The organism is Sarcina ventriculi, from assembly GCF_900456775.1.
Taxonomy (GTDB): domain Bacteria; phylum Bacillota; class Clostridia; order Clostridiales; family Clostridiaceae; genus Sarcina; species Sarcina ventriculi.
The window spans coordinates 51,664-72,458 of sequence record NZ_UAUL01000010.1 but is presented as its reverse complement, the minus strand read 5'-3'; the positions used below and the strand labels follow the sequence as shown (position 1 = coordinate 72,458).

At 26.4% G+C, this 20,795-nt stretch carries 22 protein-coding genes; 6 read left to right on the top strand and 16 right to left on the bottom strand.

The genetic code is table 11. The features are described 5' to 3' along the window. Positions 1-398 precede the first annotated feature (398 nt). Positions 399-1,664, top strand: coding sequence for a D-alanyl-D-alanine carboxypeptidase family protein (locus tag DR020_RS09695; protein ID WP_055257024.1), 1,266 nt, complete (start codon positions 399-401; stop codon positions 1,662-1,664). Positions 1,665-1,741: 77 nt separating this feature from the next. Here the strand turns inward: DR020_RS09695 and DR020_RS09690 are convergent, their stop codons facing one another. The 5 genes from DR020_RS09690 to DR020_RS09670 all read right to left on the bottom strand — a co-directional run bounded on the left by DR020_RS09690 (position 1,742) and on the right by DR020_RS09670 (position 5,427). Then, positions 1,742-2,452 (bottom strand): phosphatase, encoded by a 711-nt coding sequence (locus DR020_RS09690; RefSeq protein ID WP_055257025.1) that lies wholly within the window; start codon positions 2,450-2,452, stop codon positions 1,742-1,744. Positions 2,453-2,606: 154 nt separating this feature from the next. Next, positions 2,607-2,711 carry a MetS family NSS transporter small subunit gene (locus DR020_RS09685; protein WP_112365828.1) on the bottom strand — a complete coding sequence of 35 codons (105 nt, stop codon included), beginning with the start codon at positions 2,709-2,711 and terminating at the stop codon, positions 2,607-2,609. Between the two features lie 21 nt (positions 2,712-2,732). Next, positions 2,733-4,235 carry a sodium-dependent transporter gene (locus DR020_RS09680; protein ID WP_112365827.1) on the bottom strand — a complete coding sequence of 501 codons (1,503 nt, stop codon included), beginning with the start codon at positions 4,233-4,235 and terminating at the stop codon, positions 2,733-2,735. 269 nt (positions 4,236-4,504) lie between these two features. Then, positions 4,505-4,867 (bottom strand): C-GCAxxG-C-C family (seleno)protein, encoded by a 363-nt coding sequence (locus tag DR020_RS09675; protein ID WP_055257027.1) that lies wholly within the window; start codon positions 4,865-4,867, stop codon positions 4,505-4,507. A gap of 299 nt (positions 4,868-5,166) precedes the next feature. After that, the gene (locus DR020_RS09670) at positions 5,167-5,427 is read right to left on the bottom strand and encodes an ATP cone domain-containing protein (RefSeq protein ID WP_055257028.1); all 261 of its coding nucleotides are present in this window, start codon (positions 5,425-5,427) and stop codon (positions 5,167-5,169) included. Positions 5,428-5,708: 281 nt separating this feature from the next. Between DR020_RS09670 and DR020_RS09665 the strand changes: the two genes are divergently transcribed. Beyond that, positions 5,709-6,131: a phosphatase PAP2 family protein gene (locus DR020_RS09665; protein WP_235865686.1), complete on the top strand. Its 423-nt coding sequence runs from the start codon at positions 5,709-5,711 to the stop codon at positions 6,129-6,131. A gap of 8 nt (positions 6,132-6,139) precedes the next feature. Here DR020_RS09665 and DR020_RS09660 read toward each other — a convergent pair whose 3' ends face one another. Both DR020_RS09660 and DR020_RS09655 read right to left on the bottom strand, forming a co-directional pair. Continuing rightward, complete coding sequence (locus tag DR020_RS09660; RefSeq protein ID WP_055257029.1) at positions 6,140-7,195, bottom strand: pyruvate kinase; 1,056 nt, start codon at positions 7,193-7,195, stop codon at positions 6,140-6,142. A 117-nt stretch (positions 7,196-7,312) separates the two neighbouring features. After that, positions 7,313-7,768: a hypothetical protein gene (locus DR020_RS09655; protein ID WP_112365825.1), complete on the bottom strand. Its 456-nt coding sequence runs from the start codon at positions 7,766-7,768 to the stop codon at positions 7,313-7,315. Positions 7,769-7,890: 122 nt separating this feature from the next. Between DR020_RS09655 and DR020_RS09650 the strand changes: the two genes are divergently transcribed. Then, entirely contained in the window at positions 7,891-8,367 is a 477-nt protein-coding gene (locus tag DR020_RS09650; RefSeq protein ID WP_058991810.1) for a DUF4883 family protein, read from the top strand. A gap of 17 nt (positions 8,368-8,384) precedes the next feature. Here DR020_RS09650 and folK read toward each other — a convergent pair whose 3' ends face one another. The 7 genes from folK to DR020_RS09615 all read right to left on the bottom strand — a co-directional run bounded on the left by folK (position 8,385) and on the right by DR020_RS09615 (position 13,739). Next, complete coding sequence (gene folK, locus DR020_RS09645) at positions 8,385-9,203, bottom strand: 2-amino-4-hydroxy-6-hydroxymethyldihydropteridine diphosphokinase (protein WP_112365824.1); 819 nt, start codon at positions 9,201-9,203, stop codon at positions 8,385-8,387. Positions 9,204-9,211: 8 nt separating this feature from the next. Beyond that, positions 9,212-10,021: a dihydropteroate synthase gene (folP, locus tag DR020_RS09640; protein WP_112365823.1), complete on the bottom strand. Its 810-nt coding sequence runs from the start codon at positions 10,019-10,021 to the stop codon at positions 9,212-9,214. An 11-nt stretch (positions 10,022-10,032) separates the two neighbouring features. After that, complete coding sequence (locus tag DR020_RS09635; protein WP_112365822.1) at positions 10,033-10,506, bottom strand: HD domain-containing protein; 474 nt, start codon at positions 10,504-10,506, stop codon at positions 10,033-10,035. A 46-nt stretch (positions 10,507-10,552) separates the two neighbouring features. Next, positions 10,553-11,293 carry an aminotransferase class IV gene (locus DR020_RS09630; RefSeq protein WP_112365821.1) on the bottom strand — a complete coding sequence of 247 codons (741 nt, stop codon included), beginning with the start codon at positions 11,291-11,293 and terminating at the stop codon, positions 10,553-10,555. Then, positions 11,293-12,669, bottom strand: a complete 1,377-nt coding sequence (gene pabB, locus DR020_RS09625) for an aminodeoxychorismate synthase component I (RefSeq protein WP_055257036.1) — start codon at positions 12,667-12,669, stop codon at positions 11,293-11,295. The genes DR020_RS09630 and pabB overlap by 1 nt, the downstream gene beginning before the upstream one ends. Further along, positions 12,659-13,249, bottom strand: a complete 591-nt coding sequence (locus DR020_RS09620; protein ID WP_055257037.1) for an anthranilate synthase component II — start codon at positions 13,247-13,249, stop codon at positions 12,659-12,661. The genes pabB and DR020_RS09620 overlap by 11 nt, the downstream gene beginning before the upstream one ends. Positions 13,250-13,343: 94 nt before the next feature. Continuing rightward, positions 13,344-13,739 carry a hypothetical protein gene (locus tag DR020_RS09615; protein WP_055257038.1) on the bottom strand — a complete coding sequence of 132 codons (396 nt, stop codon included), beginning with the start codon at positions 13,737-13,739 and terminating at the stop codon, positions 13,344-13,346. Positions 13,740-13,870: 131 nt separating this feature from the next. Between DR020_RS09615 and DR020_RS09610 the strand changes: the two genes are divergently transcribed. From DR020_RS09610 to DR020_RS09600, 3 genes are all read left to right on the top strand, one after another. Further along, positions 13,871-14,701 (top strand): PHP domain-containing protein, encoded by an 831-nt coding sequence (locus DR020_RS09610; protein ID WP_235865691.1) that lies wholly within the window; start codon positions 13,871-13,873, stop codon positions 14,699-14,701. Between the two features lie 82 nt (positions 14,702-14,783). Beyond that, complete coding sequence (locus DR020_RS09605; RefSeq protein WP_112365820.1) at positions 14,784-16,703, top strand: S8 family peptidase; 1,920 nt, start codon at positions 14,784-14,786, stop codon at positions 16,701-16,703. Beyond that, positions 16,693-18,408 carry a S8 family peptidase gene (locus DR020_RS09600; protein WP_112365819.1) on the top strand — a complete coding sequence of 572 codons (1,716 nt, stop codon included), beginning with the start codon at positions 16,693-16,695 and terminating at the stop codon, positions 18,406-18,408. Before DR020_RS09605 ends, DR020_RS09600 begins: the two co-directional genes overlap by 11 nt. A 95-nt stretch (positions 18,409-18,503) precedes the next feature. On the opposite strand, the gene DR020_RS09595 is transcribed toward DR020_RS09600, so the two are convergent. Both DR020_RS09595 and DR020_RS09590 read right to left on the bottom strand, forming a co-directional pair. After that, positions 18,504-19,271 carry a hypothetical protein gene (locus DR020_RS09595; RefSeq protein ID WP_112365818.1) on the bottom strand — a complete coding sequence of 256 codons (768 nt, stop codon included), beginning with the start codon at positions 19,269-19,271 and terminating at the stop codon, positions 18,504-18,506. A 123-nt stretch (positions 19,272-19,394) separates the two neighbouring features. Further along, positions 19,395-20,606, bottom strand: a complete 1,212-nt coding sequence (locus tag DR020_RS09590; protein WP_112365817.1) for an SH3 domain-containing protein — start codon at positions 20,604-20,606, stop codon at positions 19,395-19,397. Positions 20,607-20,795 lie beyond the last annotated feature (189 nt).

Sequence of the window (20,795 nt, the reverse complement as noted above, 5' to 3'; positions counted from 1 at the left end):
GTTAAAATATATTAAAAATAATTTTTATTTTCCCAATATTCATTCAAAATTTTTGATTGTCAAAGTTAATTAGAATAATAATACTATTTTTTTTAAATGTCAATCTATTTATGGAAATTAGTAGTATGTTTTATTAAAACTAAGTTTAAAAACATAATTTTTCTCAATAAAACAAATTTAATTTTAATAAATTTATATTTCCAATCTAATACTGTAATTAACAATAGTAAAATTTATTTATTTTTTACACTTTATATACATTTTTTATTTAATATCATTTATAATTTACTTAAAGAGATTAACATTATTATTTTAAAATTATTATACCATGTAATTTTATATTTTTTATTACAAAAAAACAATCAAAACTCAACTTATATTAAAGGGGAATTAGAATTATGAAAAAAATATTTAGCTACTTAACTTTTACTTTAATTATTTTTTTTATCTTAAGTGATTTAAATACAGGATATGCTTTCGCTCAAGATTTAAATAATATGGAAATAACAGCTGATAAAGCAATTACAATAGATATTCAAACTAATGAAATAATTTACGCTAAAAATGCTGATGAAAAAGCTCAACCCGCATCTACTACAAAACTTATGACGGCAGCGTTACTTTCTTTAAATAAAAATTCATCAGATATGCTATCTATAACAAATACTGCCTTAAATCAACCATCTAGTTCTATTTACAAGGATTATTCTTTAAATCTCTCCTCAGGAGATTTAATATCCGCAGATAATGTTATGAAAGGTCTTTTATTACATTCTGGAAATGATATGGCAACTATTATAGCTGAAGCTATTTCTGGAAATGTAGATAACTTTGCAAATCTTATGAATGAAAAAGCTATAGAACTCAATATGCATAATACACATTTTTCAACTCCTAGTGGTTTAGATACCGAAGAGGCCCTAAATGGAAAAGAGCACTATACAACAGCCTATGATTTATCTCTTCTAGGACAGTACGCATTTTCAAATCCTTGGGTTTTAAATGCTGCATCAACTACTACTGCTAATCTAGATATAAATGATGAAAACTCTATAACTTTAACTAATGGAAATAAAAATCTAAATAAAAATGGTTGCTTAGCAGGAAAAACTGGTTTCACCACAAAAGCCGGTAGATGTTTAGTAGCGCTTTATGAGAGAAATGGCAGACAAATTTTAGGAGTAATATTAGGTTCTACGTCTGATGATTACTTTAATGATATGGAAAAAATAATTGATTATAGTTATGAAGTAAAACCCTCTATACTTTACAAAAATGGTGAGACTGTAGATACAGAAGACTTAGAATTTAAACTTTTTAAATTTTTTGGACCTAAAATCACTTACAATATTCCATTTATACTTAAAGAAGATGTATATCAATACTTTAATGATATAAATGCTTTAGAGAGTAAAATATCCCTTAATGCTGATGTTAATCTTTGGAATTTGTCTAAAGATTCTGTAATAGGTACTCTTACTATTCAAGAAAGAAATGCAACTAAAACTTTCAATATATATACAAATATAACTACTAAAGATTTAATAAAGAAAAATATTGTTATATATTTAATATGTTTATCTATTATTTTATTTATATTTTTATTTGTAATAATTAAAATTATAAGAAAAAAATCAACTAAAAAGCATAATATATCTGTATAATTATATAAAAAAAGAAGGATTTAATTTAAATCCTTCTTTTTTATTTCATACTAACATAAAATTTTTCAAAACTTAGTTTATATATTAAAAAATTCTATTATATGTGCTTCATTGTAATTTATAACTAATTCATCTGGAAAATTAATTTCCTTTAATAATTTTTCACAATTAGGAAATTTCCCAACTGCATAAGATATATGTGCATCACTTCCTAGTATAACTTTAACTTTATACTTTTTACACAAATTTAGCATTATTTTATAATTGTCTAACGCTCCAGCTCTATATCCATCTGAATTTAAAGATGAATTATTTACTTCTAATAAAACATTTTTTTCTTTTGCATATTTTACTATTTTTTCATAATCTAAAGGATATCTAGAGTCATCAGGATGACCAATTATTTTAACATATTTATTATTCATAGCTTTTATAACAGCCCTTGTATTTTCTTCTATACTACCAAATGCTACACAAGGTGGATGCATACTTGCTATCACATAATCTAGCTTTTCTCCTAAATCATCTGGAATGTCAATATTTCCATCATAATCTATAATATTTGCTTCTACACCTTTTAAAATTTTAACACTTTCTATTTCCTTTGGTATAGCTTTTAAATTATAAAAGTGAAATAAATGACTAGCCCCTGGCATGTTAGGCGCATGATCTGACATACCTAAAAACTTCAACTTACATTTAACAGCTTCCTCTATATTTTCCGATATAGTACTATATGCATGACCACTTGATATCGTATGACAGTGTAAATCTATAAATGATTTCAAAGTATCCTCCTCCTAAAACTTATATATTACAATTATTGTTATTTAAACAATCAATTTATCTTTTAATAAATTATAAAATTTATTAAAAATAATAGCAATATCTAATTTTTAAAAAAGAAGGTGGATTTTTATTTAAATCCACCTTCTTTTTTAACTAATTATTTTTTTCATTTTTAATTGCTATTCCTAAAGTCGATGCAAACCCTCCCCAAAGAACTGTTGCACCAAATATAAAAAATCCAATTGCTGTCCCTGTCATAAAGTATCTCTCCTTTCTTTTTTAAGCATCTAATAACTCAGTGCTTAATTTATTTTTTTTCCAAGGTTTTTTACTTATTAATATTGAAACAAGTATGCCAAATCCAACTACTCCCCATCCATATAATATCAGTGCCCAAACTGAATATCCTTCATATGGAGATTTAAGTTCAGTTAAAAAGCTTTGAATCAACATAAATAAAAGCATTCCTGGTGTTATATATTTTATAGCTAAATCCCACCATTTTCCTATTTTGAAATATGACATAGAATTTGTATGTTTTCTAATAGTTTTCGGCTTTATTATATATCCTATAAATATAGCTTCTAATAACCCTACTACAACTATTCCATAATTATTTATAAAATTATCTATTATATCTAAGAAATATAGTCCTGCTCCAGTTGCAAATATTGAACTTAATAGAAAACCTACAACACATATAATTGTTATTACTTTTTTACGCTCAAATCCAAACTTATCTATAATTGCAGCAGCAGCAGCTTCAGTTAATGACACACTAGATGTTATTCCTGCAAATATTAAACATAAGAAGAATAATGCTCCTATAACATTTCCAAGCACTCCCATAGTACTAAATATTTGTGGAAATACTATAAATGCAAGACCAATACCGCTTGTTGCAACCTCTCCAACTGAAACATTTTGAATTGTTGCCATATACCCTAAAATACTGAAAACTCCAATAGAGCATAAAAACTCAAATCCACAATTAGCAAAGGCGGTCATAAAAGCACTATTGTTTATGTCAGTTTTCTTTGGAAGATAACTTGAATAAGTCATCATTATTCCCATTGCTATACTAAGCGAAAAAAATACTTGTCCATAAGCTGCAACCCAAACTTTTGGTTTTAAAACCATTGACCAATCTGGTGTAAATAATGTATTTAATCCAAGTGAAGCACCTTCTAAGTTAACTGATTTTATTACTATAAAAATCATTATTGATATTAAAACTGGTAAAAGCACTTTATTAACCTTTTCTATACCAGACTTTATACCTCTAAAACATATAAACCAATTTACTGCCCAAAGTAATGCTATTCCAAATAGTATTACAAATACAATTCCTCCAAGTTGAAAAGGAGATGATGATAAATTCAAGAAATTATTATAAAAGAATCCATTAGGATCACTTCCCCAAGATTTAAAAAAACTAAATCTAAAATAATTTATTGCCCAACTTAAAATCATAGAATAATAACAAAGAATTATAAATGCATTTATGCTAGGCCACCAACCAAGCCACTCCCATTTCTTATTTCCTTTTGCAATTGATAATGGTGTTGAGCCTCTAAACTTATGACCAACTCCATATTCTAATATTAAAAGAGGTATTCCTGCTGTAAATATTGCAAAAAAATACGGAATTAAAAATGCGCCTCCACCATTTGAATAAACCAAATACGGAAATCTCCATATATTCCCTAGTCCAACTGCCGAGCCAACTGCTGCTATTATGAATCCCATTTTGCTTCCCCATTGCTCTCTTTCTTTCTCCATTTAAATTCCTCCTTATCCATTTTATTTATTAATTAATTTTTTTTACCATATAAATCTTTATTATATGATATATTATTTTAATATATTTATCAATATTTTTTTGAACATTTTTTATATTTTATAGATTTTATTTTTATTTTTCCTAAAATATTCATATATTTTTATAATTTTATTATTTTATCAATTTAAATACTTTAATAATAATTTTATAAAAAAAACCTATAATAGATTTATTATCATCTATTATAGGTAACACAAATTTATTTTATTTAGCCTCTAAGTATTTGTTTTAATACCTCATAAGTGTAGTCTATTATTTCACCACAACTTATTCTTTTTTGTTTTAATTCCTTACAAATTTCTGTATTATATTGTATTTGTATTTTCTCCATTAATTCTTTTGTAAGAGCTCTTGCCTCATTAATTTCATCATTACTTTTTCTACCCCTTAGGTATCCAATTACTATGGTTGCACCTCCAAGAGCACCACATAAACTCCCAGATGCAAAGCCTGTACCCATTCCACTTGCTAATGATATTGGCATATCAGTCTTAAATTCATCATTATATGATTTTATTATAGCTTCTGAACATGTGTAACCTAATCTATGGTATTCTGATGGTTTTGTCATTTCAAAATCTCCTTAATTAATAAATATTTTATATAACAAATTTATTTATATAATAATTTTATTTTATATCATTAATTTAATTATAAATATTACATTTTAATAATTTTTATATTTATCTACATTTTAATAATTTCTAAATTACTTTAATAACAACTTTCCCTCTTTTTAGACATATATTTTTAGCAAATTTTCTAATAAAAAAACTATGTTTTATACGCCATTTATGAATAAATATCGTTTTTCTCAAAACTAAATATATTCAAAGCTGTACTAAAACATAGTTTTAAAGTTAACTTACATTATACATAAAATTCACTACATATCCATTTAAACTTACTTTTAATTAAAACCAATCTTATTATATGCTGTAAATCATAAACCGATAGTATTTCCCCATCTTTCACAAAATTATCTATCTCATTTTTTATATTTTTAATCAAATAATTGATATCTAATTCTGTGAAATAATAATCTTTTTCTAAAGCCATTTGTTGAAGTTGATTAACTATACGTTCAAAATCTAATTCTTCGGTTATTCCACTTTTAGTTTTAATCTTCATGATAAAACTTCCCATTTACTTTTATATTAATACAGTATATGCTAACTCTTCTTCATTTTCTATATACATTTTTTTGTTAAACTGTTAAAATAATTAATAATATTATTGTTTTAATTGTTTAGAAAGGATATTTTATGAATTTTATTAAATATTTAGACTATAATACACTTTTTTTTATACAAAATCATGTGCAAAATGATTTTTTAAATCCCATTATTATTTTTTTTACCAAACTAGGCAATTCAGGTTTCATATGGATTTTAATATCTATTATATTAATAATGAAAAGTAAGTATAGAAAAATTGGTTTTCTAGTTTTATCTGTTTTATTTATAAACACTCTTTTTGGTGAAATACTTTTAAAACATTTAATACAAAGACCTAGACCTTTCATTACATTAACCAATCTTAACATAATAATAGAAAAACCAAGCAGTTTTTCTTTTCCATCAGGACACACATCTTCTGCATTTGCTTGTGCGTTTATGTTTGGTTATTTTTTCAAAAAATACAAATGGTATTTCTATTCATTAGCCTTTATTATATCATTTTCAAGAATTTACCTATTAGTTCATTATCCTAGCGATGTTATATGCGGAATTTTCTTAGGATATTTTAGTTTTTTAATAACTAAAATCTTATATTTAAAGTTTATTAAACACAAAAACTCATTAAGTGTAAAAAGACATAGTAAAAGATTGTAAATTAAAATTTACAATCTTTTTGTTTTCTTTGTTCCCTTATTTAATATTCTTTCATAATATTTTATAGAAGCGCTTAACGTTTTTACAACTTCACTACTATTTTTTCCAACAGTCGTTTCACCTGTTAACATGAATCCTGTTATACCGCTCTTAAGCAAGTTATAAATAGCAGTTAATTCACTTATTGTAGGTCTTACTGAATATTTCATGGAACTTAATACACTAGTTGCTACTATTATTTCTTTTTTAGTATTTTTTAGAGTATAAATAATCTTTTCCTGTATTAAAGGAATATTAAAAAGTCCTGTTTCTGGGACCAAATCACCTCTTGCTATTACTATACCATCTAATTCATTTGCTATTTGTCTTATATTTTCTATACCTTCTTTAGTTTCTATTTTACCCCAGAGTTTAGGTATTTTCCCAAACTGTTTTATACTTTTAAAAACCGCCTCTTTAAATTCAACACATTGATTATAATAAGAACAATAAGAATAACATATTACATCTGCTTCATTACTCAATGCAAAATTTATATCATGTATATCTTTTTTAGTCATACTCCAACTTGTCCTATTTATTCCTGGAAGATTACACCCTTTTTCAGCCCTTACAATTCCCCCTATTTTAGTTATAGCTTTTATATAATTTTTTGAGACCTCTAGCACATCAAATTCCATAGTTCCATCTTTCATATAAATTTTTTTATATCCTTTATTATCTAAAATCATTTGCTTTTTTATATTAAGAGGTATAATATTACTTGTTCTTTTTTCTTTCAAAACACATTCATAATCATCTTCACTACAAAAATAAACTATTTCTCCTAGCGTTATTTTAAATACATCTTTTAAACATTTTGACACTCTTATTTTATTTCCTTGTAAATCCATAATAATTTTGACATCTTTATAATTTTTCCTTATGTATAAAACTGTATTTTCTATATCCTCATAATTACCATGTGAAAGATTTATTCTTACAAAATTACATCCACCCTTTATTATTTGATCTATTGCATAAGGTTTACAATTTCTAGGTCCAATTGTAGCTATTATATTCATAACTTCCCCTTTATTAATTATTTATACTAAATACTATTCAACTAACGTTTCTAATATTATAATTTCACATAAAATAATTGCTAAAACACCCTAAAGTATTTTAGCAAAATATAAACCTTATATTTTATGTGATTTACTAGAAATCATTTCTATTAAATCACATAAAAATTTAGCTATTTTTTCTTCATTATATATATTACTTGTTGTCATTCTAATTATAATCGATGCACATTCTATATTCTTTATCAAGTATAATTCTTTACCATTTTTCATAAATAACTGTTTTAAATTAAACTCTTCTAATAAAGCTTCAAAATTAAAGGACATGACCTTAGATAATACATTTTCATCAGCAAAAATCTCTAACCTTTCATCATTATTTTTTACATATATAAATCTTAAAAATATTTCAGGCTTTGTAATATTAGTTAACAAAGCTTTCTTATAATGACTTTCTCCAATATTTAAACTTTTATCTTGTATACAATCTACAATATTATGTCCTTTATCTTGTAAATTTTTAATTACTTTCTTTTTAGTTTCCTCATTTTCTATATCAATAGCAAATTTCAATTAAATATCCCCCCTAATTTTATCTTATTATGCATAATTTTGTACTATATATTATTCATACATTTCTTAAAAGGTTCTATTAAAGAGAATATTTACATAAATTATTGTGAGGTGATACTTACATGATTAAATATATCAAAATGTTTACTTTAATTATTTTAGTAACATTGCTTTCTGGTTGCACTTTAGAAAATATTTTTAATAGAGAAAAACCAAATTCAAATTACTATACCTATGAATTATCCAATCTAATCTCCGATAATTCTTTTGAAATCCATATTTTAGATAGAAATGTATATAGAAATATTAGCGTTACTAATGAAGATCTTTCCATATTAGATGACCTTTTAAAAAATATAAAAGATAGCAACTATCTCTTAGAAACACCAGATGATTTACCTAGTAAGCCTATTTACACCCTTTTTATAACTACTGAAAAAGAAAAGATGATTTTAGATGTCTATGGGGATGATTTAATTTCAATATACCCTTGGGATGGAAAATACGAAAAGGATTATTTAAGCCTTAAAGATATACCAAATGCTTTTAAAATGGAACAATTTTGTGAATATATCTTTGAAAAAGCAAAAAGCCAATAACATATTGGCTTTTTAGTTTATTTTATTTCATTTAAAAGTTCAAATACTCTTTTTCTATAAAGCGGATGTATTTTATTTGGAGCTATTTCATTTATAGGCTCTAAAACAAACTCCCTTAAATGCGCTCTTGGATGTGGAAGAGTTATAAAATCATCATCTGTTACTAAATCATCATAAAATATAATATCTAAATCTATTGTTCTTGGTCCCCATTTTATCTTTCTCTCTCTATCTAGTTTTTTCTCAACGTCTAATAAAAATTCCATAAGAGATGTGGGATTTAAAATTGTTTTTATTATACAAGCGCCATTTAAAAAATCATCTTGTTCAGTATATCCCCAAGGTTTAGTATCTATAAGGGTTGATTTTTTTATCAGCTTTATAAATTTAGAATCATCTAAGATTTTTAATGCTCTTTCTATATACTCACGTTTATTACCCATATTCGACCCATAAGATAAATAAGCTTTACTCCATCTTCTTGTCATCTCTATAAATACTGTATCTAAACTTTTATGAATAGGAGCCCATGGTTTTTTTACAATAACCTTAACCTCATTAACTATATCATACTCTAGTAGCACAAATTCACAGAGTTTTTCACACGCTGTTTCTATTAAATCATAACTTTCTTTCTTAAATTCTTCTTCTATCTTCTCACAAAGTTCTCCATAATGAACGCTTTTTGTTAAATCATTATTTCTACTAGCCAAGCTTAAATCTAAACTAAGTTCTAAAGAAACTAAAAATTTTTGTCCAACACTTTTTTCACCTTCAAAAACTCCATGAAACGCAAAAATCTCTAAATCTCTTATAACTATTTTGTCATTACTCAAAAAAATCCCTACCTTCTTACGATTGCATCTGTCATAATTGCAACTCTTTTATTTTCTAAAACATCATGAACCCTTATAAAATCACAACCCTTAACTATTCCTAAAGCCGTTGTAGCTAATGTTCCCTCTAACCTTTCCTTTGGTGGAAGATTTAATGTATTTCCAATAACAGATTTTCTAGATGTTCCAAGCAAAATAGGATATCCTAAATCTCTAAGTTCTTCTAATCTGTTCAAAACATCTAAATTATCCTCATAACTTTTTGCAAAACCAATTCCAGGATCTAAAATTATATTTTCTTTAGATAAACCATTTTCAATAGCCAAATCTATACTTTGCCTTAAATCTTTTTTCATAACATTTATTATGTCATCATTATAGTTTGAATCTTCTCTATTATGCATTATACAACATGGAATATTATATTTCCCTGCAACTTTTGCCATATATGAATCCTTTTTCAAACCCCAAACATCATTTATAAGATTAACTCCAGCCTTTATTGCTTCTTCAGCTACTTTCCCTTTATAAGTATCAATAGATAAAGGTATATCATATTTTCCCCTTATTGCCTTTATTATAGGAATTACCCTTCTTATTTCTTCCTCTTCTGTTACCGGCGTATGATTAGGTCTTGTAGACTCCCCCCCAATATCTATTATATCTACTCCTTCTTTTATTAATTTTTCAACTTGTCTTAAAGCATTTTCTATAGAATTAAATTCTCCTCCATCAGAAAATGAATCTGGGGTTAAATTTAATATCCCCATTATTATTGTTCTTTTTCCTAAATCAAAATTTTTTACACCTATCTTCATAAAAATCTCCTTTAGTATATTATGTCTTTATTTTTTTTATCTTCTCCCCAATAACATTTATCACTAGCAGTGCAAACAAAACATTGTCTAGACAATTTATCTGCCCTATAAAATATTTTATTTAAATCTCTGCACTGCTTATTTCTATGATTTAATATAGCATCCAGTATTATTTTTATTTCATCTTGCGAAAAGTCACTTTCTTTTAAAATTTCTTCACTAATATTAACCGATGATATATTATGTGGAATGTTTTTTTCATATTGAAGCCATCTTCCTATATCATGTAAAAGTCCTACTGCATATATAATATCTTTATTTACATTTAATCCCTTTTCCAAGCAAAGTATATAACTTATTCTTGCCACAGCTAAAAAATGTTCCATATCATGTTTACAAAACTCTCTATTTTTCTCATAAAAATTATTTTTCTTTAAATAATCTTTATATTTTTCATTGTTAAGTATTTTATTTACCCTGTCCATTTTATTTAAAATCCCCAATCTTTAAATCATACATAAATTAAGAAATCTATTTTATATACGTTTTATAACAATTTATTATTTCTTCTATTTTATCATGGCTATTAAATTTTTTTCCCTCAATCTCACAAACTTTCATAATCCCAACTATACTGTTTGTTATAAATATAGCATCTGACATTAATAAATCCTCTATTTTATACTCTCCCTCTTCCACAATAAAATTATCTACAACCCACTGTCTAACTATGCCGTTTAATATTCCACACTTAACTTTTGGTGTAAAAATTTTATTATTTTTTATAAAAAATATATTAGAGGTTGCACCCTCTGCTATATATCCTTTTTCATTTAAAAATATAATTTCATCAAACCCTAAATTTTTTCCTTTATTTTTCTCCATAATATTCTCTATGTAGCAAGTAGATTTTACATAAACTAACATAGAAGTTGAATTTCTCAATACAGAGCTTAAGCAAATGGAAAAACCTCTTTTATAATCCTCACTCTTATATTGAATATCTCTAGTTGAATATATAATGTTTTTATCTGTTAGAGTTATTTTTAAAGCTTTGTTTTTTATATTATTTTTTTCTATAAAATTTAAAACATCATTATACTCTACATATTTTTCTATATTTAAAATTTTACAAGAGTTATTTATTCTATTTATATGTTCTTCTAAAAAAATAGCTCTTTCCTTAACTAATATTGTTTCAAAAAGACCCTTTCCAAAAAACAACCCTTTATCTAATTTTATTCTATCTTCTTTGCTATCTATATAATCCATTATAAAACCCTCATAAGCGCTTTTGCTTTATCTAAGCTTTCTTCATATTCTGCTACTTCTTCTGACTCTATTGTTATTCCACCACCTACTCCAAAGTAAGCCTTATTACCTTTTTTTAAAATCGTTCTTATAATTATATTAAAATCACAATTTCCACGAAAATCAAAATATCCAATACTACCTGTATATATATTTCTTCTTATCCCTTCTATCTCCTCAATAACTTCCATTGAACGTATTTTAGGAGTCCCCGTTATAGAGCCTCCTGGAAAACACTCTCTCATACATTTTATAGAAGTTATATTTTCCTTTAATTTTCCTGTTACCTCAGATACTAAATGAAAAACTGTTGCATAACTCTCTAATGTAAAAAGTTCTGTTACCTTTACAGTGTTTTTTTCACAAACCTTGCTTAAATCATTTCTCTCTAAGTCCACAACCATTAAAAGTTCAGCTTTATCTTTTTCACTATTTAAAAGTTCTAATTTATTTTTTTCATCTTCTACTTTATCTTTACCTCTAGGTCTTGTACCTTTTATTGGTCTTGTTGTAACAATTTTATCTACAGTATTTAAAAATCTCTCTGGAGATGAACTTATTATTTCAAAATCATCTAGATTCAAAAATGCTGAAAAAGGTGCCTTATTTATTTGTCTAAGTTTTGAATAAATTCTAAAAGCATCTTCATTAGAATAGCACCACATTCTTTGTGTAAAATTTGTTATATATACATCACCTGATAATATATAATCTTTAACTTTCTTTACGCCATCTATATAAGTACTCTTTTCAAAATTTGAATAAAATATATTTTTTGATTCTATATCTACATTAAAATATTTTTGTTCTGTTTTAGCTTTTTCTTTTATTAAACTTTCTATTTTTTCTATCGACTCACTTTCTGAATCCAAAACGCCTAAAGAAGTCACATATGTTCTTTTTTCCTCTAAATCAAATATTATTATATTATCATAAAACAAAAAATACGCATCAGGAACTTTAACATCATTTATAGCAGTATCTAAAATATTTTCAACTACTCTGCCTATATCATAAGAAAAATATCCTAATGCTCCAGAAACTAATGGTATTTTACTTGGATAATTTACTTTATATTTTAATATAAGTTTTTCAAGTTCTAAAAAAGGATCTCCTTTTATAAATTTTTTTGTCTTATTTTTATAATCTAATATAGCTATATCGTTTTTATATGCTGTAAATTTTATGAATGGATTTATTCCTATAAAAGAGTATTTAGAAAATTTACTCTCTTCCTTAGAACTATCTAAAAATATTGTTTCTTTTTTATGACTAAACACTTCATAAATATTTAAACTACTCACATTTGTTTTTATCTCTTTTATTTTAAAATTCAACTTTATCACCCTTTTTGCATTTTTTTATGAAATTTTCAAACATAGCATGACCACATTCAGTAAGATGAGCTTCTGGATGAAATTGAATTCCTTCTATATTATAAAATTTATGCCTTATCCCCATAATTACTCCCTCCTTTGTTCTAGCTGTAACTACAATATCTTTAGGAATACTTTTTTCATCTATTTTAAGAGAATGATATCTTGTTACATTTAATGGATTTTTTATATTTTTAAAAATCCCCAAATTATCATGAACTATTTCATATATTTTCCCATGAACAGGATACTCTGCCCTTACTATAGAACATTTAAAATAATGTCCTATACATTGGTGTCCCAGACATATTCCCAATATTGGAATCTTACCTTTAAATCTATCTATTACTTCAAGACAAAATGGTACATCTTTAGGTGCTTTTGGGCCTGGGGATATTATTATTCCATCTAAATTTAAATTTTCTATTTCTTCTAAAGTTATTTTATCATTTCTCTTAATTAAGACATCTTCATCAAGTTCTTCTAAATATCTAACTAGGTTATACACAAAAGAATCATAATTATCAATTATTAAAAACAACTAATTCACCTCTATTTTTTATATTATAAGTATTATAACAAAAAAACAGATATTATTATCAAAATTTTTATTTATATTTGTATATTATTATATCCTATTGAACCAACGTGTTAGGTGGAATCACTATAACATTAGTTATTTCACCTTGTTTACTCCCAATTGGAAGTTTTATCATTAAAATTTTTTGAATTGCTATTTCATAAGGAAATACTTGCACTCCTAATATTAAAGCATCAACATACCCCTTAGCTTTCACCTTAATATCATAAAGACTATACGGTAATATTGCGTTTTGTATAGGATACTGTGATAAAAGTTTACTAGGAGCTTTAACCTTTATCCTATCAGTTTTACCAGAAAAATTTTTATCTATCATTTTGTAAAAAACTATATTAGAACTTTTATGTTCATATACTGTTATTTCTCCACTTTTTATAGGCATTTCTGTGTTAAAATCTAAAATATAAATAACTATAAAACCATAATCCATACATTTGATTCCTTTTAAAATTTGTATACATATAGATTATTAAATCTAATAAATATTTGTTAAAAAAATTTAAAAGTTCAATTTATATGATAAAATATTTATAAAAAATTTATAAAGAGGAAGTGGTTATTATTAATATAAATATAGAAATGCATTGTCACTCAACAGCATCTGATGGAATTCTTTCACCACAAAATATTGTTTTAGATGCTAAAAATAAAAATTTAGAACTCCTTTGTTTAACTGACCACGATACAACTGACGGTATAGAAGAGGCTTGTAAAGCCGCTAAAGAAATCAACCTAAAATTTATTCCTGGAATCGAACTTAGCTGTAACTATAAAGGTTCTAGTATACATATTTTAGGATATTTTAAAGATGAATCTTATAAAAATTTAGATTTTCAAAACTTTTTAAAAAATTTAAAGGAACATAGAATACAACGAGCAAAACAAATTATATTTAATTTAGAAAAATATTTTAATATATCCATAGATTATAATAAAATTTTATCATCTAATAAAGGTATTATTGCTAGACCACATATTGCAAAAGCTATTATCGACTCGGGATATAACTATACCATAGATGAGATATTTAAAAAATTTTTAAGTGATTCTAGTCCAGCTTATATACCTAATAAATTAATATCCTTAAGTTTTGGTATAGAATTTTTAAAAAAACATAACGCTTTAGTTTTTTTAGCACATCCAAAACTTATTAAACAAAATTTAATTAATGATGTTTTGAAATTTCCTTTTGATGGAATCGAAGCTATCTATTCTCAAAATTTTAAATATGAAACTGATAAATTTGTATCTTACGCAAGATACAATAATCTTTTAATATCTTGCGGATCAGATTTTCACAGCTTTAACGATAAAAAACATGGAATCTTAGGCTCAATGACTCTAGAATATGATGATTTTCAAAAATTTTTAAGTTCTTATAATTCCATCTAACAATAACTATATTAATTAATATCAAATATCTTTACTCCTTTTATCATATTATTAAATATGAATTACTAAAAGGAGTTTTTTTATGTCTGAAATTACACAAACTCAAGATTCTCCCAAAATACCACAACAAACCTCTGAACAATCTACACAGATACCATCTACTGATCAGTCGTCTCCGTCTCAGGATGCACCAGTAAAGAATTGTACAAATATGTACGCAAATCCTGATTACCAACATTTTGTTGTTGAATATAGGGGAAATATTTTAGAACAAGTATCTAAATATGAATATCTTTGTGCTGCTATTTTAAATAGACAATATGCTATCATCGCAATTAAGCCATCTGATTTAGCAAGAGCTAGAAAAGACATTCCTGCTATAATATCTATAAATTTTAGAACCATGCATGTTTTGCAACAAATTTCCTATTTAGATGCTTCAAATATATCTAATATAAAGATAAATCCTTATCTTTCTTTAACAGGGCGTGATGTTTTAATTGGAATAGTCGATACTGGTATTGATTATTTAAATAAGGAATTTATAAAAGAAGATGATACAACTAGAATTATAGCCATTTGGGATCAAACTTTACCTACTAATCCTGAAAAAGGTGTATATCTTGGTACAACTTATACAAATGATGATATAAATAAAGCAATAGTTCTTTCTAAACAAGGAGGAGACCCATACTCTATTGTTCCTAGTAAAGATGAAAATGGTCACGGAACTTATGTAGCATCAATTGCTGGTGCTAGAGGCTATGACAAATCTATTGAAGGTGTAGCAAATGACTGTGAATTTGTAGTTGTTAAATTATCTCCCTCTCCCAATTTCACTAAGACACATTTAGAAAATGGAATACGTAATGTACTAACATACACTTCATCAGAAATAATGGCTGGAATAGAGTTTATTTCAAGAACAGCTATTTCTAAAAATAGACCTGTTGTTATAATATTATCTACTGGTAGCACCGAAGAAAGCCATGATGGTAATATTATCTTTACAAGATACTTAAATAGTCTTGCTTCTAATAGGTCGACTGCTATTATCTGTGGATTTGGAAATCAAGGTTCAGCTAATGGACATACTTCTGCTATTTTAAACAATATGGGAGAAACCAAGTCCTCTGAACTTTCAATTCCGCGAGAAATGAAACACTTAACGTTTAGAGTATGGTGTCGTAAACCTGGTAAAGCTGCTATAAACATCATTTCTCCATCTGGTCAAAACTCACAATTTATAATACCTAAAATTTGTGTATATAGAACTATTAAATACGTAAAAGAAAACACTACTTTAGATGTTTCAATTTTCACACCAGAAGCCGTTACTGGTAATCAAATGATAGTATTAGAATTTTCTGATATAAAACCTGGCATATGGACAATTCAACTAAAATCACAACATGATGACTCTTTTAGATATGATATATGGTTACCACCAAAGGAAACTTTGCCAGATGGAACACAGTTTTTAAATCCAGATCCTTATGTTACTTTTACTATTCCATCAGCTACTAGAAATGCTTTAGCAACATCTTATTATGACCAAACCTTAAATACTATCGTTTCTGAAAGTGGAAAAGGTTTTACTTTAGAAAATATTATAAAACCAGATTTAACAGCACCTGGAATTAATTTAAAAGCTACATCTCCTGGAGGGAAAACAGTTTTTGTTTCTGGCTCAAGTTGTGCTACTGCTGTTGTTGCAGGAGCTATAGCTTTGCTCTTCCAGTGGGGAATAATTGATAAAAATGATATATCGATGAATGCTATTAAAGCTAAATGTTATTTATTATATGGAACATCTAAAAGAAGCATAGACTCTTATCCCAATAAAGAATGGGGTTGGGGAAAACTCGATTTAGAAGGCACTTTCAATTTTATAAGTGGCAACAGAGGATATGCTATCTTTTCTGATTATATAGAATATTTTAATAAAAATTTATTTATAAGAATTCCAAAAGAATTAGGAGATGATATTTATGAAAGCTGATCCTTCTGCACCAAACGATTTATTTATAAATCCTATGTATAAACACTATGTAGCACAATATCAAGGAGATATAATTTCACAATCAATAAAAAATCCCTACATTTATGCAATCATTATTGATGATAAATATGCTATAGTTTCAATTCCTGTTAATAATTCTATAGATAATATACAAAAAGATATCCCTGCAATTATTTTTATAAAAAGAGGCTATATTTACACTCTCGAAACTCTCACTGTTATGACTGCTGCTAACATTAATCTTTTACACCTTGACAATCCATTATCTTTATTTGGAAATGGAGTTTTAGTTGGCTTAGTTGACACAGGCATTGATTATTTAAATCCTGAATTTATGTTTAAAAATGGTGAAACAAGAATTCATAGAATATGGGATCAAACACTTCCAACAGATAAAACTAATCAGAACGTACCTTTTGGAGTAGAATATACCAAAGAGCAAATAACTGATGCTATAAACGTTAGTAAATCTGGTGGAAATCCTTATGATATAGTAAATAGTAAAGATACAATAGGACATGGCACATCCATGGCTGGTGTTATTGGCGCAACTGGAATAAATCCAAACTTACAAGGTGCTGCACCTAATTGTGAATTTGCAGTAGTTAAACTTGCACCTTATATAAATCCCCCCTTGAAAATAAAAGAAAATTTTCCTATTTTTGACTTAACATCTATATCCTCAGCAATAACATACCTAGTTAATTATGCATTAAATATTAATGCTCCTATGGTTGTATATATTCCTCTAGGTTCTAATTTAGGGAATCATAATGGTGAAGGAATATTAGAAGATATTATTGATACTTTATCTATAAATAGAGGTATAGTCATGGTTACAGGTTCTGGAAATCAAGCTAACAAAGGTTATCACACATCAGGAATGCTATCTAATCCTGGTGATTTTAATATTGTTCAACTATATATTTCTCCTGAACAAAAAAATCTATTATTGGAATTTTGGATTAGCGAACCCCATAAAGTATCTTTAAGCATGCTTTCTCCATCTGGCGAAAGCACTGGAGTTATTCCTAGTACTTTAAATAGCCAAGATACTAACACATTTATCTTTGAACAAACCACTGCTAAAATAAGCTATTCTATTCCAGAGCAATTAAGCGGCGATGAACTTATCACTGTATTTTTAGATAATATTCAATCTGGTACATGGACTTTTAAATTAAATGCTGATTATACATTAAATGGAGTTTTCAACGTATGGATTCCACAAGAAGGTATTACTGTGGGAAACACGCAATTTCTTTCTTCAATTCCTTATAATACAGTTACAAGCCCTGGCACATCAAGATATATAATTACTGTGGCTTGTTATAATCAAAATAATGATAATATTGTAATAAGTTCTGGTACTGCTTCATTAAACAATATAATAAACGTAGTAGATTTAGCAGCCGGTGGAGTTAATGTACAAACCATAGGAGCTAATAGCACTACTATATCTACAGTAAATGGAACGAGTGTTTCTGCAGCTGTTGTAGCTGGTGCTTGTGCACTTTTACTTGAATGGGGAATAATAAATGGAAACGACCCAAATATATATTCTCAAAGTATAAAATACTATTTGACAGGAGGAACTAGAAAACGTTCTGGTGATGTTTATCCAAACCCACAATGGGGCTTTGGTATTTTAGATATGATAAAAGTTTTTAGGAATATGACATAGATAATTATATTTATACAATTCAACGCTTCATTAAAAAACTATACAGTTAAATTAAATATATTTAAGGAAGTAAATAATATTTACTTCCTATTATTTTATTGATTATTTAAATTACCATAAATTACATAATTATATATGCCATTTAATACTTTCTCCGCATTTTCAACATTGCCAAAATTATAATCTATTTTATAAGTTCCTTGAGATAAATTAACATTAAATGAAGCATTGCTCTCTTTAATATTTGATGGAGCTAAAGTTATATCATTATTATTTATATAAACATTTATATAATTATCTTTTTGATTATTTTGTGATATAGTATATTCTATTTGTCCTTCCCCAGTATTTGAATTTAATGTCGTAACTTCTCCTTTAAAAGAATTGTTATTCACATTTCCTTCCAAACTATAAACTACAGAAGTATTATTATTTGAACTATCTTCATTTGAGTTTTTAGTTAAATTACTATTTTGTGTGGATCTATAAGGATATATTATATAATTCCTAACTATTCTAGGATATCCAGCAGATAATGATATATACTCTCTAGTACATTGTGCTGTAATAGAATTTTTTAAAGCCTCTATCTTGTTATTATCATCTATTTTTTCTAACTTATTATTATTCACATAGTATACATTTCCTACATTATTTAAATTAGCATTTATTATAGGATTATTTCCATTAACATCTAAATTGGTAAAAGGAATATTATATACATAATTTCTAGATAGATAATAATTTACACTAAAAAACAATGCTATACAAACAATTATCAAACCTATAATATACAATAATTTATTATTTTTCTGTATTTTTTTATCCACCCTTAATTTTCTTTGTTTTTCTTTTTTTCCCATAATGAGATTTTCCTTTCATAAATTTAAACTTTATTACGTATATATTATTTTAATTTAACTCCATGACAAATATATGGCACTAAAAAAGACTTTACAATTTTATTGTAAAGTCTTTTTGGGTTATTATTGTAAATATATATATCCTTGAAAATTTCCTGTCGCAACTTTGCTCTTAAAATCATTAAAGGATAACTTTTTAAGAGCTCCATTTGTTCCACCTACATTAGATTCAGTATAATAAATCCATTTTTCTGGTGAACTGTTATCTACATATTCTATATAAACTAAATGCCCATATCCTGTACTTCCACCATTTCTACAAAGTATAGAATTACTTCTAACATCGTTTACATTGCTACTTGTAGGTGCACCTTTCCTTACTGCTGCACTATACCATTGATTAGCATTTCCTGTTATTGACCATACACTATGTCCTAATTTTTCTTTAGCTCGTCCCTTAACATACCATACGCATTGTCCCCAACTACTACCGTTATTATAATATGCACTATGTGTAAAATCAGCTAAAACATATCCTACTTTTGATGTATTAATATCTGCAGATGATGTTGTAGGTTTTGTAAATGTCACATAAGAACTGCTTACATATCCATATCCACTTCCATATTTAATTTTATACCATCCACTTAATGTCTCCACTATATTTATCTGAGATCCATTTGATAAACTTCCTAAAATAGTTGAACTTGTACTCGCACTTTTTCTTACATTTAAACTTGATCCATTTGTTTTTATATATGCCGTTTGATTACCTACCGCACTATTATTTCCAGAACTTTGAGTCATTGATATATAGGAACTACTTACGTATCCATAACTATTACCATATTTAATTTTATACCATCCACTTAATGTTTCTACAATCTCTACTTGTGCTCCATTTGATAATGTTCCTAAAATACCAGAATTCGTTGTTGCATTTTTTCTTACATTTAAATTTGAGCCACTTGTTTTTACATAGCCTACTGTAGCTGATGATTGTCCATTAAAGCTCACATAACTACTGCTTATATATCCATAACTTGATCCGTAATTTATTTTATACCATCCATTTAATGTTTCCACTATTGTAACTTGTGATCCATTTTTTAAGCTTCCCAATATGCTAGAATTAGTACTCGCACTCTTTCTTACATTTAAGTTAGCACCATTTGTTTTTATGTATGCTACTTTCACTGACCTTGAGTTACTATTTGTGCTTTCAATCTCATTAGTAGTATCTTCCGAGGCAAATGCAACTTGTGTATTAAATAAGTTCATTTGACCTATCAGAAGCCCTGATAAAACTACCTTACATAATATTCCTTTTTTCATTTATTTTCCTCCTTAAATACTTATTATATATAAATTTTACCATCTTAATTCTTTTTTGTAAAATAATCTGTACCATAAATTTATGTTTTTTTATATTTTTTTATAAAAAATACCTATTTTTTACTTTTTCTTTTCATAATATAATATCGCTCTTTCGCCTTTATAGCTATGTTTCAAGCATTCATAATT

What these genes read in the sequence shown, in the direction of transcription:
- DR020_RS09695 (WP_055257024.1), top strand. Translation starts at nt 399, where the DNA reads ATGAAAAAAATATTTAGCTACTTAACTTTTACTTTAATTATTTTTTTT.
- DR020_RS09685 (WP_112365828.1), bottom strand. Translation starts at nt 2,711, where the DNA reads ATGACAGGGACAGCAATTGGATTTTTTATATTTGGTGCAACAGTTCTT.
- DR020_RS09680 (WP_112365827.1), bottom strand. Translation starts at nt 4,235, where the DNA reads ATGGAGAAAGAAAGAGAGCAATGGGGAAGCAAAATGGGATTCATAATA.
- DR020_RS09675 (WP_055257027.1), bottom strand. Translation starts at nt 4,867, where the DNA reads ATGACAAAACCATCAGAATACCATAGATTAGGTTACACATGTTCAGAA.
- DR020_RS09670 (WP_055257028.1), bottom strand. Translation starts at nt 5,427, where the DNA reads ATGAAGATTAAAACTAAAAGTGGAATAACCGAAGAATTAGATTTTGAA.
- DR020_RS09665 (WP_235865686.1), top strand. Translation starts at nt 5,709, where the DNA reads ATGAAAAGTAAGTATAGAAAAATTGGTTTTCTAGTTTTATCTGTTTTA.
- DR020_RS09660 (WP_055257029.1), bottom strand. Translation starts at nt 7,195, where the DNA reads ATGAATATAATAGCTACAATTGGACCTAGAAATTGTAAACCTTATGCA.
- DR020_RS09650 (WP_058991810.1), top strand. Translation starts at nt 7,891, where the DNA reads ATGATTAAATATATCAAAATGTTTACTTTAATTATTTTAGTAACATTG.
- folP (WP_112365823.1), bottom strand. Translation starts at nt 10,021, where the DNA reads ATGAAGATAGGTGTAAAAAATTTTGATTTAGGAAAAAGAACAATAATA.
- DR020_RS09635 (WP_112365822.1), bottom strand. Translation starts at nt 10,506, where the DNA reads ATGGACAGGGTAAATAAAATACTTAACAATGAAAAATATAAAGATTAT.
- DR020_RS09630 (WP_112365821.1), bottom strand. Translation starts at nt 11,293, where the DNA reads ATGGATTATATAGATAGCAAAGAAGATAGAATAAAATTAGATAAAGGG.
- DR020_RS09615 (WP_055257038.1), bottom strand. Translation starts at nt 13,739, where the DNA reads ATGGATTATGGTTTTATAGTTATTTATATTTTAGATTTTAACACAGAA.
- DR020_RS09605 (WP_112365820.1), top strand. Translation starts at nt 14,784, where the DNA reads ATGTCTGAAATTACACAAACTCAAGATTCTCCCAAAATACCACAACAA.
- DR020_RS09600 (WP_112365819.1), top strand. Translation starts at nt 16,693, where the DNA reads ATGAAAGCTGATCCTTCTGCACCAAACGATTTATTTATAAATCCTATG.
- DR020_RS09595 (WP_112365818.1), bottom strand. Translation starts at nt 19,271, where the DNA reads ATGGGAAAAAAAGAAAAACAAAGAAAATTAAGGGTGGATAAAAAAATA.
- DR020_RS09590 (WP_112365817.1), bottom strand. Translation starts at nt 20,606, where the DNA reads ATGAAAAAAGGAATATTATGTAAGGTAGTTTTATCAGGGCTTCTGATA.